The 21,157-nt window shown below is 34.0% G+C and carries 16 protein-coding genes; 4 read left to right on the top strand and 12 right to left on the bottom strand.

The genetic code is table 11. The features are described 5' to 3' along the window. Position 1 precedes the first annotated feature (1 nt). The gene (locus HMPREF3267_RS04110; protein ID WP_002458878.1) at positions 2-1,120 is read right to left on the bottom strand and encodes a citrate synthase; all 1,119 of its coding nucleotides are present in this window, start codon (positions 1,118-1,120) and stop codon (positions 2-4) included. A gap of 346 nt (positions 1,121-1,466) precedes the next feature. On the opposite strand from HMPREF3267_RS04110, the gene HMPREF3267_RS04115 reads away from it, so the two are divergent. Then, positions 1,467-2,825 carry an amino acid permease gene (locus HMPREF3267_RS04115; protein WP_002458877.1) on the top strand — a complete coding sequence of 453 codons (1,359 nt, stop codon included), beginning with the start codon at positions 1,467-1,469 and terminating at the stop codon, positions 2,823-2,825. Positions 2,826-3,378: 553 nt separating this feature from the next. Here the strand turns inward: HMPREF3267_RS04115 and pyk are convergent. The 8 genes from pyk to HMPREF3267_RS04155 all read right to left on the bottom strand — a co-directional run bounded on the left by pyk (position 3,379) and on the right by HMPREF3267_RS04155 (position 15,090). Further along, on the bottom strand, positions 3,379-5,139 hold the full coding sequence (gene pyk, locus HMPREF3267_RS04120; protein ID WP_002478049.1) for a pyruvate kinase: 1,761 nt from the start codon (positions 5,137-5,139) through the stop codon (positions 3,379-3,381). A gap of 17 nt (positions 5,140-5,156) precedes the next feature. Continuing rightward, on the bottom strand, positions 5,157-6,125 hold the full coding sequence (pfkA, locus tag HMPREF3267_RS04125) for a 6-phosphofructokinase (RefSeq protein ID WP_002458875.1): 969 nt from the start codon (positions 6,123-6,125) through the stop codon (positions 5,157-5,159). A gap of 162 nt (positions 6,126-6,287) precedes the next feature. Next, positions 6,288-7,232 carry an acetyl-CoA carboxylase carboxyltransferase subunit alpha gene (locus HMPREF3267_RS04130; RefSeq protein ID WP_002478048.1) on the bottom strand — a complete coding sequence of 315 codons (945 nt, stop codon included), beginning with the start codon at positions 7,230-7,232 and terminating at the stop codon, positions 6,288-6,290. A gap of 1 nt (position 7,233) precedes the next feature. Then, positions 7,234-8,091 carry an acetyl-CoA carboxylase, carboxyltransferase subunit beta gene (gene accD / locus HMPREF3267_RS04135; protein ID WP_002458873.1) on the bottom strand — a complete coding sequence of 286 codons (858 nt, stop codon included), beginning with the start codon at positions 8,089-8,091 and terminating at the stop codon, positions 7,234-7,236. An 88-nt stretch (positions 8,092-8,179) separates the two neighbouring features. Continuing rightward, the gene (locus HMPREF3267_RS04140) at positions 8,180-9,409 is read right to left on the bottom strand and encodes an NADP-dependent malic enzyme (RefSeq protein ID WP_002458872.1); all 1,230 of its coding nucleotides are present in this window, start codon (positions 9,407-9,409) and stop codon (positions 8,180-8,182) included. A 204-nt stretch (positions 9,410-9,613) separates the two neighbouring features. Beyond that, entirely contained in the window at positions 9,614-12,808 is a 3,195-nt protein-coding gene (locus HMPREF3267_RS04145; RefSeq protein ID WP_062077729.1) for a DNA polymerase III subunit alpha, read from the bottom strand. A gap of 19 nt (positions 12,809-12,827) precedes the next feature. Further along, positions 12,828-13,772 carry a DHH family phosphoesterase gene (locus tag HMPREF3267_RS04150; RefSeq protein WP_002492619.1) on the bottom strand — a complete coding sequence of 315 codons (945 nt, stop codon included), beginning with the start codon at positions 13,770-13,772 and terminating at the stop codon, positions 12,828-12,830. Between the two features lie 16 nt (positions 13,773-13,788). Beyond that, positions 13,789-15,090: a DRTGG domain-containing protein gene (locus tag HMPREF3267_RS04155; protein ID WP_002478044.1), complete on the bottom strand. Its 1,302-nt coding sequence runs from the start codon at positions 15,088-15,090 to the stop codon at positions 13,789-13,791. A gap of 240 nt (positions 15,091-15,330) precedes the next feature. Here HMPREF3267_RS04155 and HMPREF3267_RS04160 point away from each other — a divergent pair, with 240 nt between their 5' ends. After that, on the top strand, positions 15,331-15,744 hold the full coding sequence (locus tag HMPREF3267_RS04160) for a universal stress protein (RefSeq protein ID WP_002478043.1): 414 nt from the start codon (positions 15,331-15,333) through the stop codon (positions 15,742-15,744). Between the two features lie 81 nt (positions 15,745-15,825). On the opposite strand, the gene HMPREF3267_RS04165 is transcribed toward HMPREF3267_RS04160, so the two are convergent. After that, complete coding sequence (locus tag HMPREF3267_RS04165; RefSeq protein WP_002478042.1) at positions 15,826-16,515, bottom strand: metal-dependent hydrolase; 690 nt, start codon at positions 16,513-16,515, stop codon at positions 15,826-15,828. 160 nt (positions 16,516-16,675) lie between these two features. Here HMPREF3267_RS04165 and HMPREF3267_RS04170 point away from each other — a divergent pair, with 160 nt between their 5' ends. Beyond that, a complete protein-coding gene (locus tag HMPREF3267_RS04170) occupies positions 16,676-17,731 on the top strand; it encodes a M24 family metallopeptidase (protein ID WP_002458866.1) in 1,056 nt (351 codons plus the stop codon). Positions 17,732-17,787: 56 nt separating this feature from the next. On the opposite strand, the gene ald is transcribed toward HMPREF3267_RS04170, so the two are convergent. Beyond that, complete coding sequence (ald, locus tag HMPREF3267_RS04175) at positions 17,788-18,909, bottom strand: alanine dehydrogenase (protein WP_002478041.1); 1,122 nt, start codon at positions 18,907-18,909, stop codon at positions 17,788-17,790. 141 nt (positions 18,910-19,050) lie between these two features. Between ald and HMPREF3267_RS04180 the strand changes: the two genes are divergently transcribed. Next, the gene (locus HMPREF3267_RS04180) at positions 19,051-19,551 is read left to right on the top strand and encodes a universal stress protein (protein ID WP_002458864.1); all 501 of its coding nucleotides are present in this window, start codon (positions 19,051-19,053) and stop codon (positions 19,549-19,551) included. 360 nt (positions 19,552-19,911) lie between these two features. Here the strand turns inward: HMPREF3267_RS04180 and HMPREF3267_RS04185 are convergent, their stop codons facing one another. Beyond that, positions 19,912-21,108 carry an acetate kinase gene (locus HMPREF3267_RS04185; RefSeq protein WP_002458863.1) on the bottom strand — a complete coding sequence of 399 codons (1,197 nt, stop codon included), beginning with the start codon at positions 21,106-21,108 and terminating at the stop codon, positions 19,912-19,914. Positions 21,109-21,157 lie beyond the last annotated feature (49 nt).

Genomic DNA, 21,157 nt, shown 5'->3' on the forward strand with positions numbered 1-21,157 from the left:
GCTATCTTTCTTCAATAGGGATATATTTTCGATCTTTCTCACCAATATATTTAGCTCGCGGTCTCATAATACGATTATCTCTATATTGTTCTAAAATATGAGCTGTCCATCCAGCTGTACGGCTGACAGCAAATATTGGCGTAAATAAATCATGTGGGATATCCATACTATGATAAACAGTAGCACTAAAGAAATCGACATTAGGAATAAGCCCTTTTTCTTCCTTCATTCGTTTTTCAATAGCAATTGAAATATCATATAATTCACTTCTTCCAGTTTCTGAAGTGATTTTTCGGCTCATTTCTCTGAGATATTTCGCACGTGGGTCGCCTTCTTTATATACACGATGACCAAATCCCATTATTTTTTCCTTATTTGCAAATTTTTCATCTAAATAATCGTCAACCTGGTCTACAGACTTTACTTCAGATAACATGTTCATTACTCGTTCGTTCGCTCCACCATGCAAAGGCCCTTTTAAAGAACCAACGGCTGCTACAATACCAGAGTACATATCTGATAAAGAAGAAACTGCACAGCGAGCTGTAAATGCAGATGCATTTAATTCGTGATCCGCATGTAAAACTAAAGCTTTATTAAACGCCTCAACTTCAATATCTGTAGGTAACTCTCCTCGTAGCATATATAAAAAATTCCCCGCATAATTTAATTCTGCTTTCGGTTTAAGCGGTTCTTTACCGTCTCTTACTCGAGCGAATGCTGTCACTAATGATGCTACTTTTGCTTGAATACGTATAGATCTTTCAAGAATTTTTTCTTCACTTTCTCCTTCAGCATTCGGATCAAAATGTGCAATGTATGAAACTGATGTACGTAAAGCTGTCATAGGATGAACATTATCAGTTACATATTCCTCAAAATGTTTATAAACTCGAGGATTTAATGTCATATAATAGTTTAATTTCTTCTTTAAATCTGCCAATTCCTCTTCAGTTGGTAAACGATAATTTTTTAATAAAAAGACGATTTCTTCAAATTCAGCATTTTCTGCTAAATCATCAATATCGTATCCTGCATAAGTTAATTGACTTCCAATAATTGAGCTGATTTTTGTTTCAGCTGCAATAACCCCTTCTAAACCCTTTTTTAATTCTGCCATATGAAATTCCCCTTTTCTTTTCTTTTATAATGGCTTTCAACTAATATTATAGCTAATCAATTTTCATTTGTGAACGCTTATTCTTTATACATGTAAACGTGTAAAGATAATAGTTAACAAACTATTAATACTCTTATACCCCAAAATCAGCGCTGTTATAACAATTCTATACAAATTTATGTTGTTCATTAGTCTGATTTTATTGAATATTTCAATTTTTTATTATATTTGATAACAATTTGTTAACACGATTTTAAGGAAAATTTTATAAAATTTATGAAAAATAATTGTCGAATGAAGTTTATAAGTGCATAATAATAATATCTAAATGTAAGGGAGTTGTCTTATGGAGGATAAATTACAAAGAGAATTGAGTAACCGTCACGTGCAATTAATCGCCATTGGTGGTGCAATTGGTACTGGATTATTCTTAGGTGCCGGACAAACGATTGCAATGACAGGTCCATCCATCTTATTAACGTACATCCTCATTGGATTTATGTTATTCATGTTTATGAGAGGCTTAGGGGAAATTATTATTCAAAATACTGAATTTAAGTCTTTTGCTGATGTAACTAATAAATATATTGGACCTTTCGCTGGTTTCGTGACTGGTTGGACTTATTGGTTCTGTTGGATTATTACGGGGATGGCTGAAGTAACTGCGGTAGCAAAATACGTAAGTTTTTGGTTTCCGCAAATTCCAAACTGGGTCAGTGCACTTTTCTGTGTACTCATATTAATGACGTTCAATCTTTTGAGTGCAAGATTATTTGGTGAATTAGAATTTTGGTTTGCCATTATTAAAATTGCAACAATTGTCGGGTTAATTGTCGTTGGTCTAGTGATGATACTTATGGCTTACAAAACGCAATTTGGATCTGCTAGTTTTGCTAACTTATATCAAAACGGTATTTTTCCGAAAGGTGCATCTGGATTCTTTATGTCATTCCAAATGGCATTGTTCTCTTTCGTAGGTATCGAAATGATTGGTGTTACAGCCGGTGAAACAAAAGATCCACAAAAAACTATACCTAAAGCAATCAACTCTGTACCATTACGTATTTTAGTCTTTTACGTCGGTGCATTAGCAGTTATTATGTCAATTATACCTTGGGATAAAGTTAGTCCTGACGATAGTCCATTTGTTAGACTATTCGCGTTAATCGGTATACCATTCGCTGCAGGACTCATTAATTTTGTTGTTCTAACAGCTGCTGCGTCATCTTGTAATAGTGGTATTTTCTCAAATAGTCGTATGTTATTTGGACTTGCCGATCAACAACAAGCACCACCTATTTTTAGAAGTACTAATAAACAAGGTGTGCCACATATTGCTATTATTGGTTCATCTGTATTTTTATTAGTTGCAGCACTATTGAACTATATTTTCCCAGATGCAACTTTAGTATTCACGTATGTTACGACTATTTCAACTGTATTATTTCTTGTAGTTTGGGGACTTATTCTCTGGGCATATATTAATTATAGTAGAAGAAATCCAGAGCTACATAAACAGTCGACATATAAATTACCAGGCGGCAAATACATGGGATATATCATTCTATTGTTCTTTGTTTTTGTTTTTGCATTGCTATTTGTAAATGTTGAAACAAGAAGAGCGATTTACTTTACGCCCGTTTGGTTTATTATTTTAGGACTTATGTATTATAGATATAAACAAATGGCGAAGAAAACTAAATAATAACCAAATATAAAGATTTGTAAATAAGTTATTTAACATTTAAAAACAACTTAAATGTTAATTTGCAGCTAGGATTCGGTTATTTAAATCTCAATTATGGACAGATTGGGATGTAAATCCCAAAATAAAAGCATAAAGATGATTGGAAATTAAAAATCATCTTTATGCTTTTTTAATATTCAATATTTCATATTATTATTTTGCTTGGTGAAATTTTTTCGTATTTTTCTTTGTTGGGGACCACCCCACCTTGCTTTGCTTGATAAAATGTTTTTTGCATTTCTCTTTATTGGCACCCCGTCTTCAGCTTGTTAAAGACATTTATATCTCAGCCCGTTATTTCTTATACTATTTATCTCTATCATGCTCTATTTATTGTAAAAAAGGAGCGGGACTGAATTCATCGTCCCGCCCCGGCAAGGTTGCTAGGATTGAAAAAAGCTTGGTATAAGCGTATTTTCAACCCAGTCAATTACTGCCAATATATAGTCCATAGTCTAAAATATAATTATATCCCAGACCCAGACTCTATTACGATTTAATGTTTAAGTTATTAAAGTACGTTTGCATAGCCTTCAAAGATTTTTCCTTGTGCAGCATCAACTGTAATTAATATACCATCTTTAATTTCTTTAGTAGCATGTTCTACGCCAACAATCGTTGGAATGCCTTTTTCTAAACCAACAATAGCACTTGGAGAAGTAATACCGTTTTCTTCAGTGATTAAGCCAGCTGCTTTTTCAATGTATGGTACTAAAGTTTCGTCAACTGAAGTAGTAATAATAATTGAATTGCTTAAGTCTTTTCCTTCTAAATCGCTGGCATCATCTGCAACAACAGATTGACCTACAACTGATTCACGGCCAACACCTTGACCTTTTGCAATTTCATCACCAACAAGATGTAACTTCATCATATTAGTTGTACCTTTTTCACCAGTTGGAACACCAGCAGTAATAATGATTAAATCCCCATTTGTTACGCGTCCTGTTTCAACAGCAGTTGCGACAGAGTTATTTAATAAATCATCAGTGGTTTTACGACCTTTTTTAATAACTGGATATGCACCCCAAACAAGTGCTAATTGGCGAGCTGTATGTGCACTTGGTGTAACAGCAATGATATCTGAATGTGGTCGATATTTAGAAATTGTTACTGCAGTCGAACCACTTTCAGTAGCTGCAACGATAGCTTTAACGTTTAAATTAAGAGCTGTATGTGCTACAGAAACCCCAATCGCGTTAACAAATGATGTTTCAACTAGTTTTGTACGATCTGATAATAATTTTTTGTAGTCTTGCGCAGCTTCAGCAGATACAGCAATATTTCTCATTGTTTTCACTGCTTCTTCTGGGTATAAACCAGCAGCTGTTTCACCTGATAACATTACGGCATCCGTCCCATCATAAATGGCATTAGCTACGTCACTTGCTTCAGCACGAGTTGCACGTGGATTACGTTGCATAGAGTCTAACATTTGCGTAGCAGTAATAACAGGTTTTCCTAATTTATTACATTTTCTAATTAAATCTTTTTGAACAATTGGTACAGATTCTGGTGGAATTTCAACACCCATGTCTCCACGTGCTACCATTAATCCGTCAGATACTTCTAATATTTCTTCAATATTGTCAATACCTTCTTGGTTTTCAATTTTAGGGAAGATGGTAATATTATGATTGTTTTCTCTTTCTAAAATTTCACGAATATCTAAAACATCGCTTGGACGTCGAACAAAACTTGCAGCGATATAATCGACATCTTCTTTAATTCCAAATAAAATATCATCTGCATCTTTATCTGTAATACCAGGTAAGTTTACTCTGACACCAGGGAGATTGACACCTTTTTTATTTTTTAATTCACCTGTATTTAAAATTTCACATCTAACTTCGCCGTTAGCTTTATCTATTTCCTTAACTTCAAGTTCAACTAAGCCATCGTCTAATAAAATGTATGAACCTACTTGAACATCATTAATTAAATTTTCATAAGTTACTGAAAATTTTTCTGGTGTTCCTTCTACTTGAGTCATACTCACAATAACTTCTTTGCCTTTTTCTAACATAATTAGGCCATCTTTCATGTCATGAGTACGAATTTCAGGACCCTTAGTATCAAGTAAGATTCCAATTGTTTTCCCAAGTTTTTTCGCTACTTTTCGAATCGTATCAATTCGTGCTTTATGTTCTTCATGACTGCCATGAGAAAAATTCAAACGGGCAACATTCATGCCAGCTTTCATTAATTTTTCTAACATTTCTTCTGATTCAGATGCAGGTCCTATTGTACATACTATTTTAGTCTTTCTCATTCTAATTGCCTCCTAAATTAAATAGATAGCTTTTTAGCTAGTTCATAAATATCATTGTTAAATTTATGATCTGAAATTTTGAAAATCTCATCGAATGGCGTAGCTGTAAGTTGGTTATGCGTAATACCTACGCCAAGACCAGATTTACCTTGAATTAACAAATCAACTGCATGACCGCCTAACCTTGATGCGAGTACACGGTCAGTGCCTGAAGGGCTTCCACCGCGTTGAATGTGACCTAATACTGAAACACGTGTGTCAACGTTTATATATTTCATTAATTCATCCGCACATTCTTGGCCACTCATACAACCTTCAGCAACCATTACAATTGAATGTTTCTTACCACGTTTAATACCACTCTCTATTTTTTCGGCAACGTCTTTAATTTCTGTTTTAACTTCTGGCACCATAATCGTTTCGGCACCTACTGATAGACCAGCCCACAAAGCTAGATCTCCACAATCACGTCCCATTACTTCTACAATAAATGTTCGAGCATGGCTAGAAGCTGTATCCCTTATTTTATCGACACATTCAATGATTGTATTTAATGCTGTGTCAAAACCGATTGTAAAATCAGTACCATTAATATCGTTATCAATCGTACCTGGAACACCTATAGTTTGAATTTCAGGACATTCTTCGCTAATACGTTGTGCGCCTCGATAACTACCATCGCCACCAACGACAACCAGACCTTCAATCCCTCTCTTTCGAAGATTATCTATCCCAACTTTACGATGCTCTGCTTCTTTAAATTGAGGACATCTCGCTGAGTATAAAAATGTACCTCCACGTTGTATGGTATCCCCTACAGAGCCAAGTTCTAATTTATGGATATTATCATCTAGTAAACCTTGGTAACCTTGATAAATGCCATAAACCTCGATGTTGTTGTAAATCGCTGTACGAACAACTGCTCTTACTGCAGCGTTCATACCTGGTGAGTCACCACCGCTAGTTAATACTGCAATTTTTTTCATGACGACATACCTTTCTTAACTAGATTTCTCTTTAACTCTAAATTACCACACTTTTTGGGGTCATTCCATCAATATTATTAAGGTTTATTGATGTAAACGTTTTAATTGTTAAGTTTATATTAAAAGAGTGAAATGGTAACCATTTCACTCTTTTACACTTAATTAATCAACAAATGAACCAATATGTCTGAATTTATTATATCGGTCTTCTGCTAATTGTTTTTTATTTAATTTTGACAATTCAGCAAGTTCGTTTTCAAATGCCGCTTTAATATGTTGTGCTTGAATCTCAATATCTCTATGTGCACCACCTAAAGGTTCTTCAATAACATTATCAATAATCTTTAATTGTAATAAATCATTAGCGGTAATTTTCATCGTTTCAGCTGCCATCTTAGCTAAACTACTATCTTTCCAAAGTAATGCTGCAGCGCCTTCTGGTGATATTACAGAATATGTACTATTTTCCAGCATTAAAATGCGATTGGCAACACCAATTCCTAATGCACCACCGCTACCACCTTCACCTATAACAATAGCAATGACAGGGACTGTTAATGATGCCATTTCGATTAAATTTTTCGCTATAGATTCACTTTGCCCACGTTCTTCTGCTGCCTTTCCTGGATAAGCACCTTTCGTATCAATAAATGTAAAGATAGGACGATTAAATTTCTCAGCCTGTTTCATTAATCGTAACGCTTTGCGATAACCTTCTGGGTGAGCCATTCCAAAATTACGATAAATATTATCTTTCGTATCTTTACCGCGTTGTTGACCAATCACAGTTACTGGCATTTCATTTAAGTACGCAATGCCTCCTACCATAGCAGGATCATCACGAAAGTTTCGATCACCGTGAAATTCTATAAATGCATCAAAGATATGTGGAATATAATCCAATAAAGTAGGTCTCTCTTGTAAACGAGCAATTTGAACTCGATCCCAAGGTTTCAAATTTGTATAAATCTTTTTAGTTTCTCTTTTTAATGAAGCCTCTAATAAATCAATTTCATCTTGTAAATCCACATCATTTTTTTGTTGAGATTCTTTTAATGATTCAATTTTGTTCTTTATATCATATAGCGGTTTTTCAAAGTCAAGCATCCTAATTCACCTCTTGATGCATTTTTAAGATTTGGGCTAATGTTTCTTTCATGTCTTTACGATGAACGACTTTATCAAGTTGTCCATGTTCTAATAAAAACTCAGCCGTTTGAAAATCTTCAGGTAATTTTTCATTAATTGTTTGTTCGATAACACGTCGTCCTGCAAATCCGATTAATGCTTTTGGCTCACTCAAGTTGATATCACCAACCGAAGCAAAACTTGCGGAAACCCCACCTGTTGTGGGATGAGTTAAATATGAAATATAGAGTAAACCTGCGTCAGAATGACGTTTTAATGATACGCTTGTTTTACCCATTTGCATTAAAGAAATAATACCCTCTTGCATCCTTGCTCCACCACTTGCAGAGAATAAGATAAAAGGTAATCGATGTTCAGTACAATAATCAATAATGCGACATATTTTTTCACCTACTACCGATCCCATACTCCCCATACGAAACCTTGAATCCATTACAGCAATACCAAATGGTAGATTTTCTAATGTTGCAATGCCAGTGACAACTGCTTCCTGTAAATCTGTCTTTTGTTGATCTTTTTCAATTTTTTCTTCGTAACCTGGAAAATCTAAAGGATTTGCTGATGTCATGCCTTTATCAAATTCTTGAAAACTACCTTCATCAGAGACAGCTTCAATACGTTTATAAGCTGTCAAAGCAATGTGATGGTCACAATTGAAACAGACATTTAAATTTTCCGCTAGTTCTTTTGTATACATAATCTTTTTACATTTAGGACACTTGGTCATAATACCCGCTGGCACATCATTTTGCTTGGAATCCTGTACTGTTAAATATTTCTTTTTCTTACTACTTCTGTTAAAAAAATCTTTAAACATGCATAAACCTCCACGTCACTAAACATCTAAAGCACTATATTATATTTAAAGTTATCTGATATATCTTTAATATCTTATGTTTACTTGCTTATTGTATATCTGTTAGTTTCATCGTTTTATCATAAATTGCTTGTGGTTCAACTTCAATTCGAGCTACACCAGTTTCCATTGCAGCTCTTGCAACTTCTCTAGCAACAGATGGTGCTACACGCTTATCAAATGGATCAGGAATACAATAATCAGGTCTTAATTCATCCGGTTGAATAAGATTCGCAATTGCTTCTACTGCAGCTTTTTTCATTTCTTCATTTATATGCGTTGCTTCAACTTCTAATGCGCCACGGAATATTCCAGGAAAAGCAAGTACATTATTGATTTGATTTGGAAAATCCGACCGACCTGTACCAATAACCTTTGCTCCTGCTTCTTTGGCATCTTCCGGTTTAATCTCAGGATTGGGATTAGCCATAGCAAAAATTATAGCATCTTTAGACATTGATTGTACCATTTCCTTAGTTAATAAATCGGCAATTGATACACCTATAAAAACATCTGCCTCTTTAATAACATCTTGTAAGCTTCCTTCTATTTTATCTTTATTTGTAAATTTAGCAACAAATGATTTTGTTTCATTCATTCCATAAGGTCGATCTTCATATATTGCACCTTTAGAATCACACATAATCATATGACGTACGCCATATGCATCCAATAATTTACAAATAGCAATGCCAGCTGCGCCAGCACCATTTAATACTATTTTAATATCAGATAGTGGCTTGTCTACAATTCTTAATGCATTTATAAGTCCAGCCAGAGTAACGATAGCAGTACCGTGTTGATCATCATGGAATACAGGTATATTGGTTTCTTTCTTTAAGCGCTCTTCAATTTCAAAACAACGTGGAGCTGATATATCTTCTAAATTAATGCCTCCATAGTTCGGTGAGATTAATTTGACTGTTTGGATTATTTCTTCAGTGTCAGTAGTATCTAAAGCAATTGGTACACCATTAATACCTGCAAAACTTTTAAATAGTACCGCTTTGCCTTCCATAACAGGAATGCTCGCAGCTGCTCCTATATTACCTAGTCCTAATACAGCTGTACCATCTGTAACCACTGCTACAGTATTTCTCTTAATAGTATAATCATAAACCGTTCTAGGATCTTCGTGTATTTCTTTACAAGGTTCAGCAACACCTGGAGAATAAGCTAAGCTTAATTCTTTTTTATTCGTTACTTTAACGTTGGGTGTAACTTGCAATTTACCTTGATTTTCTTTATGCATCTGTAAAGCGTCATCTCTTAAAGACATTACATCAACCCCTATTCATTTTTTGGATACTTATAATGAAGATGTTGAGACAAAACCACGATTAATCAAACACTCGACCTCTTCTTACGTTTAGAAACAAATCATAATTCTAACCATCATTTTATGTATATAAAAATAGTAAACTCATGATTGTTTACATTTAATCATCAGTTTACTATATCATAATTTAATGTTTGTTAAAAGTTATATAATTCTTATGTCTTCTGGCTTATAGTTATCTATAAGCTGTTCGATTTTACCTTGTTCACGCTCAATGTAGCCAACATTTTGCATTTGTTTCGTAGTTTCATCAAAATAGTTCACATCAATACTTTTAAAAGATTTCTCAGTTTGTAACTGTTGTTTTAATCGTTGTTTATCATTGATATGGCGCAATACAATTTGCTTCGCATGGCTAATCTTGTGCTGCTGATAGTCTTCTAAGTAAGTAATTTGCTGAATAACTAATTGCTGCTTCTGATTACGTTGTTCAAACTTCCCACTGACAATATACATTTCATTTTCTTGTATCTGATTACCATATTGACGGTATTGCTCTGGAAAAATCACACCATCAATAACTTTAATACCATCATTTACAACAACAAAAGCCATTTGTTGGCCTTTCTTCGTCCTTATCTGTTTGATTTGATCGAACTGCACAAGAATAGGTTGATGATTAGCAGCATTAGCCAATGTATAAATTCCTAAGAACTGTTTGCGATGAAACATTTTTTCAACTGGATGTTTTGAAATATAAAACCCAAGATATTCTTTTTCATACGTGCTTAACTGTAAATCATTCAATTCTTCTCGTTCCTCAATCTCATCTTTAGGGGTCATACCCGCAATGTCAAAAATATCTAAACCAACATGTGTAATATCATCGACTGCTTCATCTATCATTTGAAGTGATGTTGCGCGATTGTGCCCCAGCGAATCAAATGCCCCAACTAAAATTAAAGACTCTAAAAGTTTACGTGTTTTTATACGTTTGGGTATGCGTTTAGAAAAATCTTTAAAACTTTTAAAATTTCCTTGTTCTTTTCTATTATTTACGATTGTTTTCACGCTTTGATAGCCTACACCTTTAATTGCACCTAAAGATAGGTAAATACCTTGTGGTGTTGCTTTATAAAACCAATGACTATGATTAATATGTGGTGGTAAAATTGCAATCCCCTGTATCTTTGCTTCTTCAATAATTGCCGCTGTTTTTTGCTCATTTCCCACAACATTACTTAAAATATTAGCGTAAAAGTAATGTGGATAGTGTACTTTTAAATACGACATGATATAAGCTATTTTAGAATAACTAACTGCATGCGCTCTAGGGAAACCATAATCAGCAAATTTTAAAATTAAATCAAAGATTTGTTTACTTATTTGTTCTTCATAGCCATTTCTTTGGGCGCCTTCAACAAAATGTTGTCGTTCATTTTCTAATACAGCACGATTTTTCTTGCTCATTGCACGTCTTAATATATCCGCTTCTCCATAACTGAAGCCAGCAAATCGACTAGCAATTTGCATAATCTGCTCTTGATAAATGATAACACCATATGTACTTTTTAAAATGGGCTCTAAATCTGGATGTAAGTATGCTACCTTTGATAGTTCGTGACGTCGTGTAATATATGTGGGTATTTCTTCCATTGGACCCGGACGATATAAAGAAGTTACTGCAACAATATCTTCAAAGTGTTGCGGTTTCAAGCGCTGTAACACGTGACGGACGCCTTCTGATTCTAGTTGGAAAATACCTGTTGTTTCACCTTGTGATAACAGTGCAAATACTTTAGGATCATCGAAAGGTATTGCTTCAATATCGATCTCAACATTTAAATCATATTTAACTTGTGTCACTATTTGATGGATAATAGATAGATTACGCAATCCTAAAAAGTCAATTTTTAATAATCCTAAACGTTCTGCTTCTGTCATTGTCCATTGAGTCAATAATCCTGTATCACCTATTGTTAAAGGAACGAAATTAAATAAAGGTTGGTCGTTAATAATAATTCCTGCAGCATGTGTAGATGTATGACGCGGTAATCCTTCTAATTTCTTACATAGTTCAAACCATTTTTCATGTCGATAATTGCGATGAACAAAGTCTTTGAATTTATCATTGTCATAGGCTTGGTTTAACGTAATACCTAATTGATGAGGAATAAGTTTTGATATTTCAGCAAGTGTAATTTCATCAAATCCCATAATTCGACCTACATCTCTTGCAACAGCCCTTGCCAATAGATGTCCAAAGGTAACAATTCCTGACACATGATATTCGCCATATTTTTGTTGCACATACTCAATGACGCGCTCACGTCTCGTGTCTTCAAAATCAATATCAATATCTGGCATCGTAACACGTTCAGGATTTAAAAATCGCTCAAACAGCAAATTATATTTTATAGGATCAATCGTTGTTATTCCCAATAAATAGCTAACTAATGATCCTGCAGAAGACCCACGGCCCGGTCCTACCATTACATCATGGGTTTTGGCATAATGAATTAAGTCACTAACAATCAGAAAATAGTCTTCAAATCCCATATTTGTAATGATTTTAAATTCATGATTTAGTCTGTCTATATAATTTTTTTGATTTAATTGTAATGTTTTTAAACGCTGCACAAGCTGTTTCCATAGGTATGCTTTAGAACTACTATTATCTGGTGTTTTAAATTGTGGCAACAATGATTGATGATATTGTATTTCTGCATTACACTTTTCAGCTAATGCTTGCGTTTGTGCCCACTCCTCTTGTGAAACTGTCAATTCGTCTAGCTCACTAGCTTCAAGGAAATGTTCATTTAAATTATCCATCTCATTAACTAAATCTAACTTTTCATTCAATTTAATAGCCTGAAGGGCGGCAATGGTATCTGCATCATTATCATTTAAATAACGTGCAGTTCGTAACCAGACTCGTGGCAATCCAAAATCATTTTTGCTATCACTATTTACATATATAAACTCATCATTTAAAAATTTTTCTAATATATGTTCGTGCTTTTGTTCTACTTGTTTAAAAACAATAGCAATGTTGCTTTGGTATTTAGTAATCCATTCAAATGGCACCAATGATTTATCTTTCATTTTGATAGCTGAAGATAACTGGTACATCGCTGTTAATCCTTCATTATTTAACGCATAAAGTACAGTTTCTACAGAAGATAATCCATCAGTAATATAGACAGTCATCCCGAAGATAGGTTTAATATTGGCAGACACACATGCGTCATAAAATTTTGGATAGCCATATAACACATTGGTATCAGTAATAGCTAACGCTGTATAACCTTGCTTTGAAGCTTTAGCCACAACATCTTCAATTTTTAAACTTGAATTCAACAAATCATATGACGTATGAATATTAAGATGTACAACCAATATTAACACTCCTTTCTTTTTAAACAGTAAGCTTTTGACGTAACAATCGCGCAAGTTGTTCAAATTCTTCCCAAGAATATACAGAGGCACCTGATGCATTGGGATGTCCACCACCATCAAATTGAGCGGCTACATCATTAATTGTGATACCTTTTGACCGTATTCGACAACGAATCTGTTCACCCTCATCGACTGCAAATACCCAAATTTTCAATCCTTTAATATCAGCTACTGTATTTACAAACTGTGATGCTTCATTCGGTTTAATATGATATTGCTCAAGTACATCATTTGTAATCTTGATCTGGCAAAATGCATCATCATCTTTAAGTTGGAAATTTTGTAAAACATAACCTTGAAACGGCATTAATTTCGGATCTTTCTCAGATAATTTATTCAACTCTGCATTATGATTAAATGGGAAAGTTAATAAAAAACTAGCTACTTTCATTGTATGAGGCGTTGTATTATTAAATAAGAAACGACCCGTATCACCAACAATACCTAAATACAATACCCGCGCTATTTTAGAAGACATTAAATAATTGTCATTAAAATGTGCAATCATATCATAAATAATCTCACTTGTAGACGAAGCTTTGTCGTTTACATAGTTGATGTCCCCATATTGATCTACTGGTGGATGGTGATCTATTTTAATCAAAGACTTACCTAAATTATATCGTAAATCATCAATTCTTGGTGCATTTGCTGTATCGCAAATAATGACAAGTGCATCTTGATAATCTCTATCTGAGATTGAATCTAAATCCCCTATAAATGACAATGATGGCTCAGCTTCTCCAGTAGCAAAAATGCGCTTATCAGGAAACTTAGCTTGCAAATAATACTTTAAGCCTAGTTGTGAACCATAAGCATCTGGATCTGGCCTTACATGACGGTGTATAATGATTGTCTTCGCACGTTCTATTTCATCCATAATTTGATTCCATATTTTTTCCATAATCCAACTCCCCTAATTAGATAATATCTTCAAACATTTGACACATTATCATACCTTTAGCAACTTTTTGATTATTACAATTCATCGCTACTTCAAGTTTTGCAAAATTCCGTCCAACATCTAATATATCGTATTTAACTTCAATTGAAGATTCGATTGTAACAGTTTTAATATATATAATATTTAAACTTTCAATCATCACATCGACTTTTTTATATTTTCTCATTTTATATTGCACTGTTTCTTCTATAATTGCTACAAAGACCGCTTTGCTTAATGTACCATATTGATTAGTTAGTAATGGTGATACTTCAACAGCAATTGACTCTGGAGTAACTGCAATATGTTTAGCAATTTGGTCGTTGATTGTCTCACCAATTTGTGGTTGCCGTCCTAATAATTGCATGGATTTCAAAACATCTTCTCTTGTGATAACACCTAATATTTTCTTGTTAGTTGTAGTTACTGGAAGTATTTCAATTCCTTCCCAAATCATCATATGTGCACAGCTCGCCACAGTCGTTGATAATTCAACATTTATAGGTGGTTTTGTCATCACACTTTGTATGACATCATCATGGTCCATATCGATGGTTTCTTTGCTCGTAATAATGCCTACTAGTTTCCAATTTTGATCCACAACAGGAAAACGACTATGGCCAGTAGTCTTTGCTTTTTCTTTATACTCTTTTAGACCCATGTGCGAAAAAATTACGGTCGTTTCATTAACTGGTTTAACAATATCTTCAACAATCAAAATTTCTTTACGAATAATTTGATTAAACATGGCCCTGTTAATAATATTTGCAACTAAAAATGTATCATAGTTTGACGATAAAATAGGTAATTGATGCTCATTAGCGTAATTTATTATTCTTTTTGACGTCTTAAAGCCACCGGTAATTAAAACAGCACATCCTCTTTTCAACGCTTCAAATTGTGCATCTTCTCTGTTTCCAACAATAAGTAGTGTCTGTTTACTAATATATTTTATCAAATCTCTAATTTCCATTGCACCAATCGCAAATTTTGACACTGTTTTGTGCAGTCCTTGTCTACCACCTATAACTTCGCCGTCAATCATCTTAACGATTTCGCTGAAAGTTAAGTTTTCAATTTCATCACGTTTCTTCTTTTCAACTCGAACTGTGCCTACACGATCTATCGTCGTCACTAAGCCAAGTTGTCCAGCATCCTTAATCGCTCGATAAGCCGTGCCTTCTGATACTTCTAACACTTTAGCAATTTTTCTGACCGAAATTCTTTGACCTACTGATAAGGCTTCGATATAAGCTAAAATTTGTTCATGTTTAGTCATTTTAATACCTCTACTATTTTTGGACATTGTTATATGTATTATAACTTTTTAAAGCTAAAAAATCGATTTAATATCACAAAAAATAAAGCCTTTTAATTAAAATGCTCACCTTATTCTTTAATTACATATTATTCATTACTTATAAAGTTATTTTATTTTGAATAAAGTTTATTTTTCACACAATTATTATTGGAAAACAAGCATAATTCTACTACAATAAGGGTGAGGAGGGATGTATCTATGTATAAAAATATTTTATTGGGTGTAGATATTCAACTTAAAAACGAAAAAGCATTAAAAGAAGTGTCCAAATTAGCTGGTAAAGATACTGTGGTTACTATTTTAAACGCTATTGGAGAACAAGATGCTCAAGCATCTATAAGAGCTGGTGTTCATCTTGATAAGCTATGCGAAGATCGTGACAAAGGTCTTGCAAAAACAAGAAAAATACTCGATGACTACGGTATTAAATATGACCAAATTATTGTGCGTGGCAGTGCAAAAGAAGAATTACTTAAGCACGCAAATAGTGGCAAATACGATATCGTTGTTTTAAGTAACCGCAAAGCTGAAGAACAAAAGAAATTTGTTCTCGGTAGTGTCAGTCATAAGGTAGCTAAGCGCGCACACATCCCTGTATTAATCGTTAAATAGTTTCAATTCTGTATGAATATTAAAAAGGACTCAGTTATCACTAAGGTTTCTGAGTCCTTAAACTTTTACACTAATTCTATCTTAAAACTTAACCGCTTCACCTGGTTCAAGTATTTGTACATCACCATATGTTACAGCTTCTTTAAATTCTTGTGGATTTTGTTCAATTAATGGGAATGTATTGTAGTGTATTGGTACAGAAATTTTGGGTTGAATAAATTCATTAATCGCATAGCTTGCATCATCAATCCCCATTGTGTAATTATCACCTATTGGAATGAAGCAAACATCTACAGGATGACGTTGAGCAATCAACTTCATATCGCTGAATAGACCTGTATCTCCTGTATGATAAATTGTCTTACCTTCTGTTTCAATAATTACACCCATCGGCATACCCAAGTAGATTGGAATTCCGTCCTCATTTGTTAGGCTTGAACTATGGAAGGCTTGGACATATTTCACAGTTCCAAATTCGAATTCTGCCTTTCCTCCAATATTCATACCGCGAACATTTTCTACACCTTTGTTTGTAGTTAAATAACCCTCTAATTCTGCTGAACCAATCACCGTAGCATGATTACGATTTGCTAATTCAACCGTATCACCAAAATGATCTTCGTGTGCATGAGTTAATATAATATAATCAACCTCTAACGTTTGTTCATCTAAGTCACACTTGTCATTACCTGAAATAAAAGGATCGATAATAACTTTTTTACCGTTGCTCTCAAAATAAACTGTTGATTGTCCGTGAAATGAAAGTTTCATCATATTTCCTCCTTAAAACGTCTGTAATTTAGTTATACCCTACATATTACAATTTTAACAATAAATTATAAGTTAAAGATAGGATTCATTAATGAGTATATTTTGAAAAATAACCTAAATAGCCGTATTATGGATTTAAGATGATTTAGGAGGTAAACACATGACAAACACAGATACAATCATTGAAACGTTAAAGGATCAGCAAGCTGACGCTGCATGGATTACAACACCACTTAATATCTTTTATTTTACTGGTTATCGCAGTGAACCACATGAACGATTATTTGCTCTGCTAATTAAAAAAAATGGAGAACAAATATTATACTGTCCTAAAATGGAAGTTGAAGAAGTAAAAGCATCTCCCTTTGAAGGTAAAATCATTGGCTATCTAGATACTGAAAATCCATTTAATTTAATGACACAAACATTTAATAAAATGTTGATAGAAAGTGAGCATTTAACTGTTAAACGACAACGTGAATTGGCACAAGGCTTTAACGTAAAATCATTTGATGACATTGATTTTACTATTAAACAGTTAAGAAATATTAAATCAGCTTCTGAAATTGAAAACATCAAAAAAGCGGCCCAACTCGCTGATAAATGTATAGAAATTGGTGTTTCTTTCTTAAGAGTTGGTGTAAAAGAACGCGATGTTGTAAATCATATTGAAAATGAAATTAAAAAATATGGTGTTTCTGAAATGAGTTTTGATACCATGGTATTATTTGGCGACCATGCTGCATCACCTCATGGCACACCAGGAGATCGTGAGTTACAAGACAATGAATATGTCCTCTTTGATTTAGGTGTAATCGTTAACCACTATTGCAGTGATATGACTCGAACTGTGAAATTCGGTACACCTGAAAACCAAGCACAGGAAATATATGATATTGTATTAAAAGCGGAAACAACTGCAATTAAAGCTATTAAGCCAGGTGTAAAGCTTAAAGCAATTGATAAAATAGCACGAGATATTATTTCTGAGGCAGGTTATGGAGAATATTTCCCACATCGTTTGGGACATGGACTTGGATTAGAAGAGCATGAATATCAAGATGTTTCTAGTACAAATGAAAACGTATTAGAAGCTGGAATGGTCATAACAATTGAGCCTGGCATTTATGTACCTAACGTAGCAGGAGTGAGAATTGAAGACGATATTCTAGTTACTGAAAATGGTTATGAAATACTTACGCGTTATGATAAATAAAATATTGCTATACTAAAACGTCCGGATAACTTTAATCCGGACGTTTTTTACCTCAATTATTTTTCTTTAAGCGCATCTTCAACTGAAAGGTATTCTAAATTAAATGCTTCAGCAACACCTTTATTTGTAACATGACCTTTATACGTATTTAAACCTTGAGACAATGGATGGTTAGCTTTAAATGCTTCTTTATACCCCTTATTAGCTAGTAATTGTGCGTATGGTAGTGTTGCATTATTCAATGCAATCGTTGATGTGCGTGGTACTGCTCCAGGCATATTCGCAACTGCATAGTGCACCACGCCATGTTTAATATACGTAGGATCATCATGTGTCGTAATTTTATCTGTCGTTTCGAAGATACCACCTTGGTCTATGGCAATATCAACTACGACCGCGCCATCTTTCATTTGTTTAATCATATCTTCTGTAACAAGATTTGGTGCTTTAGCTCCTGGAATAAGTACTGCACCAATAACTAAGTCACTTTCTTTCACTGCATTTTCAATATTAAGTGGGTTTGACATAATAGTATGAATACGACCATCAAATAAATCATCAAGTTCCTGTAATCGCTTAGGATTTACATCTAAAATTGTTACATCTGCACCTAAACCAAGTGCAATCTTAGCAGCATTTGTACCAGCTTGTCCTCCACCAATGATTGATACACGTGCTTTAGGTACCCCTGGAACACCACCTAGCAAGATGCCCATTCCGCCTTTAACTTTTTGTAAAAATTCTGCACCAATTTGAGCTGACATTCGACCTGCAACTTCACTCATTGGTGTAAGCAATGGTAATGAACGATCTGGTAATTGCACTGTTTCATATGCTATCCCAACAACTTTTTTATCGATAAGTGCCTGTGTTAATTTTTCTTCATTAGCCAGATGTAAGTAAGTAAATAAAATAAGACCTTCTTTAAAATATTGATATTCTGATTCCAATGGTTCTTTTACTTTGATAACCATTTCAACATCCCAAACATCAGATGCATCATTTATAATTTTGGCACCTGCTTGTTCATAATCAATATCTTCAAAAAATGAGCCCATACCAGCGTTAGTTTCAACAAGAACTTCATGCCCTTGCTCAACTAAAGCATGCACACCGCTGGGTGATAAGCCCACTCTGTTTTCATTGTTTTTTATTTCTTTTGGAATCCCTATTTTCATTCCTTCCACCTCCATCCATATCGTAACGCTATCACTATGAAAGCGCAATCAAAATATACACAAAATTGTAAAACTATATTAATTTAATATTCTGTAAATTGTGGTAAAATAAAATTAAGAAAAGCGAAAGGGGCAACCGCAATGTTAACTTATAAAAATATTCTAATCGCAGTAGATGGATCACATGAAGCTGAATGGGCTTTTAACAAAGCTGTAGATGTTGCAAAACGTAATGAGGCTAAATTAACGATTGTTAACATCATTGATTCAAGAACGTATTCTTCATATGAAGTGTATGATGCTCAGTTTACTGAGAAATCTAAAAACTTCTCAGAGGATTTACTGAGAGGCTATAAAGAAGTTGCTACAAAAGCAGGTGTTCCAACAGTTGAAACGCGTTTGGAATTCGGTTCACCAAAAGCTATTATTCCAAAAAAACTAGCATCTGAATTACATGCAGATTTAATTATGTGCGGTACATCAGGTCTTAATGCAGTTGAACGATTTATCGTTGGCTCTGTTTCAGAAGCTATTGTACGTCATGCACCATGTGACGTATTAGTGGTTCGTACTGAAGAAATCCCAGAAGATTTCCAACCACAAGTGGCTACAGCAGAACTTCGTAAGCAATATCAAGCGTAATTAAATCACTTTTATTTATATTATATTGACGAGGCAAAGACATAAATGTCTTTGCCCTTTTTTGTTACTATATTAAACGATACTAAGACATAGCTAAGTGCTTTTAAGTTCGAATTCCATAGGCGACACAGTCACATGAGAAAACAGAACAAGGAGTCCAAAGCACAGTAAAGCTGGTTAAACCTTTTTTAGCAAAGCAAGTTGGGTAGCTGAAGTTCTCACCTATGTATGAGAAACAACAATTCACAATATTGAGTATAAAAGAAACACAAAGCTAATTTATGTCAAACCTGTAATACACCCTTATAATTAAAGGAGACGTCCCTATTTCAGAAACGTCTCCTTTTTAACTTTAAATTATTATAAATCGCCAAATTTAACTGTGTCTCTTGCAATCATAACTTCTTCATTTGTTGGAATAACTAAGACTTTTACTGGTGAATGTGGGTAATTGATAAAGGCTTCTTTACCACGTAATCCTTCATTCTTCTTAGGATCCCAATATACGCCCATAAATTCTAAGCCCTCAAGAACTTTTGCACGAACAACATCAGAGTTTTCTCCAACACCAGCTGTGAATACAATGACATCAACCCCATGCATTCTTGTAGCGTACGAACCAATGTATTTATGAATTCTCTCTGCAAAGACATCTAAAGCAATTTGTGCACGTTTATTACCTTCTTGAGCATCTCCTTCAAGGTCACGCAAGTCACTTGAAGTACCAGAAATACCTAATAAACCAGATTCTTTATTCAATACATTTAGAACTTCTTCAGCTGATTTATTTGTTTTTTCCATAATAAAAGGAATAAGTGCTGGGTCAATATTTCCTGAACGTGTACCCATAGTCACACCAGCTAAAGGTGTGAAGCCCATAGAAGTATCAATAGATTCTCCACCATCAATAGCTGCAATTGAGGCACCATTACCAATATGACATGTAATAATACGTAATTCTTCAATTGGTTTACCTAATAACTCTGCAGCACGTTGTGAGACATACTTATGACTCGTACCATGGAAACCATATTTACGAATGCCATAATCTTCGTAATATTGATAAGGTAAGCTATATAAATAAGCTTGTTCTGGCATTGTTTGATGGAATGAAGTATCAAATACTGCCACATGTGGAATATTAGGTAATAATTTTTTAAATGCTCTAATTCCCATCAAATTAGCTGGGTTGTGAAGCGGTGCTAATTCAGATAATGATTCAATTTGTTTCTCTACTTCATCAGTTACAAGAGCTGATGTTGGGAACAATTCACCACCATGAACAACACGGTGACCAGTTCCTTCAATATCATTGATATTTTCGATGAAGCCATGTTTTTCAAAACTATCTAACATGATATTAACTGCTTCTTCATGATCTTTAATATCTCTTACTTCTTTTACTTTTTCATCATTTACTTCTACAGTAAAAATTGAATCCTTTAATCCAATACGTTCAATTAAACCTTTTGTTACTAATTTTTCTTCAGGCATTCTAATCAATTGAAATTTCAAAGAAGAACTACCAGCGTTAATCGCCAAAATTAATTTCGACATTTGTCCTTGGCCTCCATTTTTTATAATAGTATCCTATACTATTTAACCA

It is taken from the genome of Staphylococcus sp. HMSC62D11, assembly GCF_001839145.1.
GTDB lineage: Bacteria > Bacillota > Bacilli > Staphylococcales > Staphylococcaceae > Staphylococcus > Staphylococcus lugdunensis.

Excerpts from the sequence above, each read along its gene's own strand:
- HMPREF3267_RS04110 (WP_002458878.1), bottom strand. The coding sequence starts at position 1,120 with ATGGCAGAATTAAAAAAGGGTTTAGAAGGGGTTATTGCAGCTGAAACA.
- HMPREF3267_RS04115 (WP_002458877.1), top strand. The coding sequence starts at position 1,467 with ATGGAGGATAAATTACAAAGAGAATTGAGTAACCGTCACGTGCAATTA.
- pyk (WP_002478049.1), bottom strand. The coding sequence starts at position 5,139 with ATGAGAAAGACTAAAATAGTATGTACAATAGGACCTGCATCTGAATCA.
- pfkA (WP_002458875.1), bottom strand. The coding sequence starts at position 6,125 with ATGAAAAAAATTGCAGTATTAACTAGCGGTGGTGACTCACCAGGTATG.
- HMPREF3267_RS04130 (WP_002478048.1), bottom strand. The coding sequence starts at position 7,232 with ATGCTTGACTTTGAAAAACCGCTATATGATATAAAGAACAAAATTGAA.
- accD (WP_002458873.1), bottom strand. The coding sequence starts at position 8,091 with ATGTTTAAAGATTTTTTTAACAGAAGTAGTAAGAAAAAGAAATATTTA.
- HMPREF3267_RS04140 (WP_002458872.1), bottom strand. The coding sequence starts at position 9,409 with ATGTCTTTAAGAGATGACGCTTTACAGATGCATAAAGAAAATCAAGGT.
- HMPREF3267_RS04150 (WP_002492619.1), bottom strand. The coding sequence starts at position 13,772 with ATGGAAAAAATATGGAATCAAATTATGGATGAAATAGAACGTGCGAAG.
- HMPREF3267_RS04155 (WP_002478044.1), bottom strand. The coding sequence starts at position 15,090 with ATGACTAAACATGAACAAATTTTAGCTTATATCGAAGCCTTATCAGTA.
- HMPREF3267_RS04160 (WP_002478043.1), top strand. The coding sequence starts at position 15,331 with ATGTATAAAAATATTTTATTGGGTGTAGATATTCAACTTAAAAACGAA.
- HMPREF3267_RS04165 (WP_002478042.1), bottom strand. The coding sequence starts at position 16,515 with ATGAAACTTTCATTTCACGGACAATCAACAGTTTATTTTGAGAGCAAC.
- HMPREF3267_RS04170 (WP_002458866.1), top strand. The coding sequence starts at position 16,676 with ATGACAAACACAGATACAATCATTGAAACGTTAAAGGATCAGCAAGCT.
- ald (WP_002478041.1), bottom strand. The coding sequence starts at position 18,909 with ATGAAAATAGGGATTCCAAAAGAAATAAAAAACAATGAAAACAGAGTG.
- HMPREF3267_RS04180 (WP_002458864.1), top strand. The coding sequence starts at position 19,051 with ATGTTAACTTATAAAAATATTCTAATCGCAGTAGATGGATCACATGAA.
- HMPREF3267_RS04185 (WP_002458863.1), bottom strand. The coding sequence starts at position 21,108 with ATGTCGAAATTAATTTTGGCGATTAACGCTGGTAGTTCTTCTTTGAAA.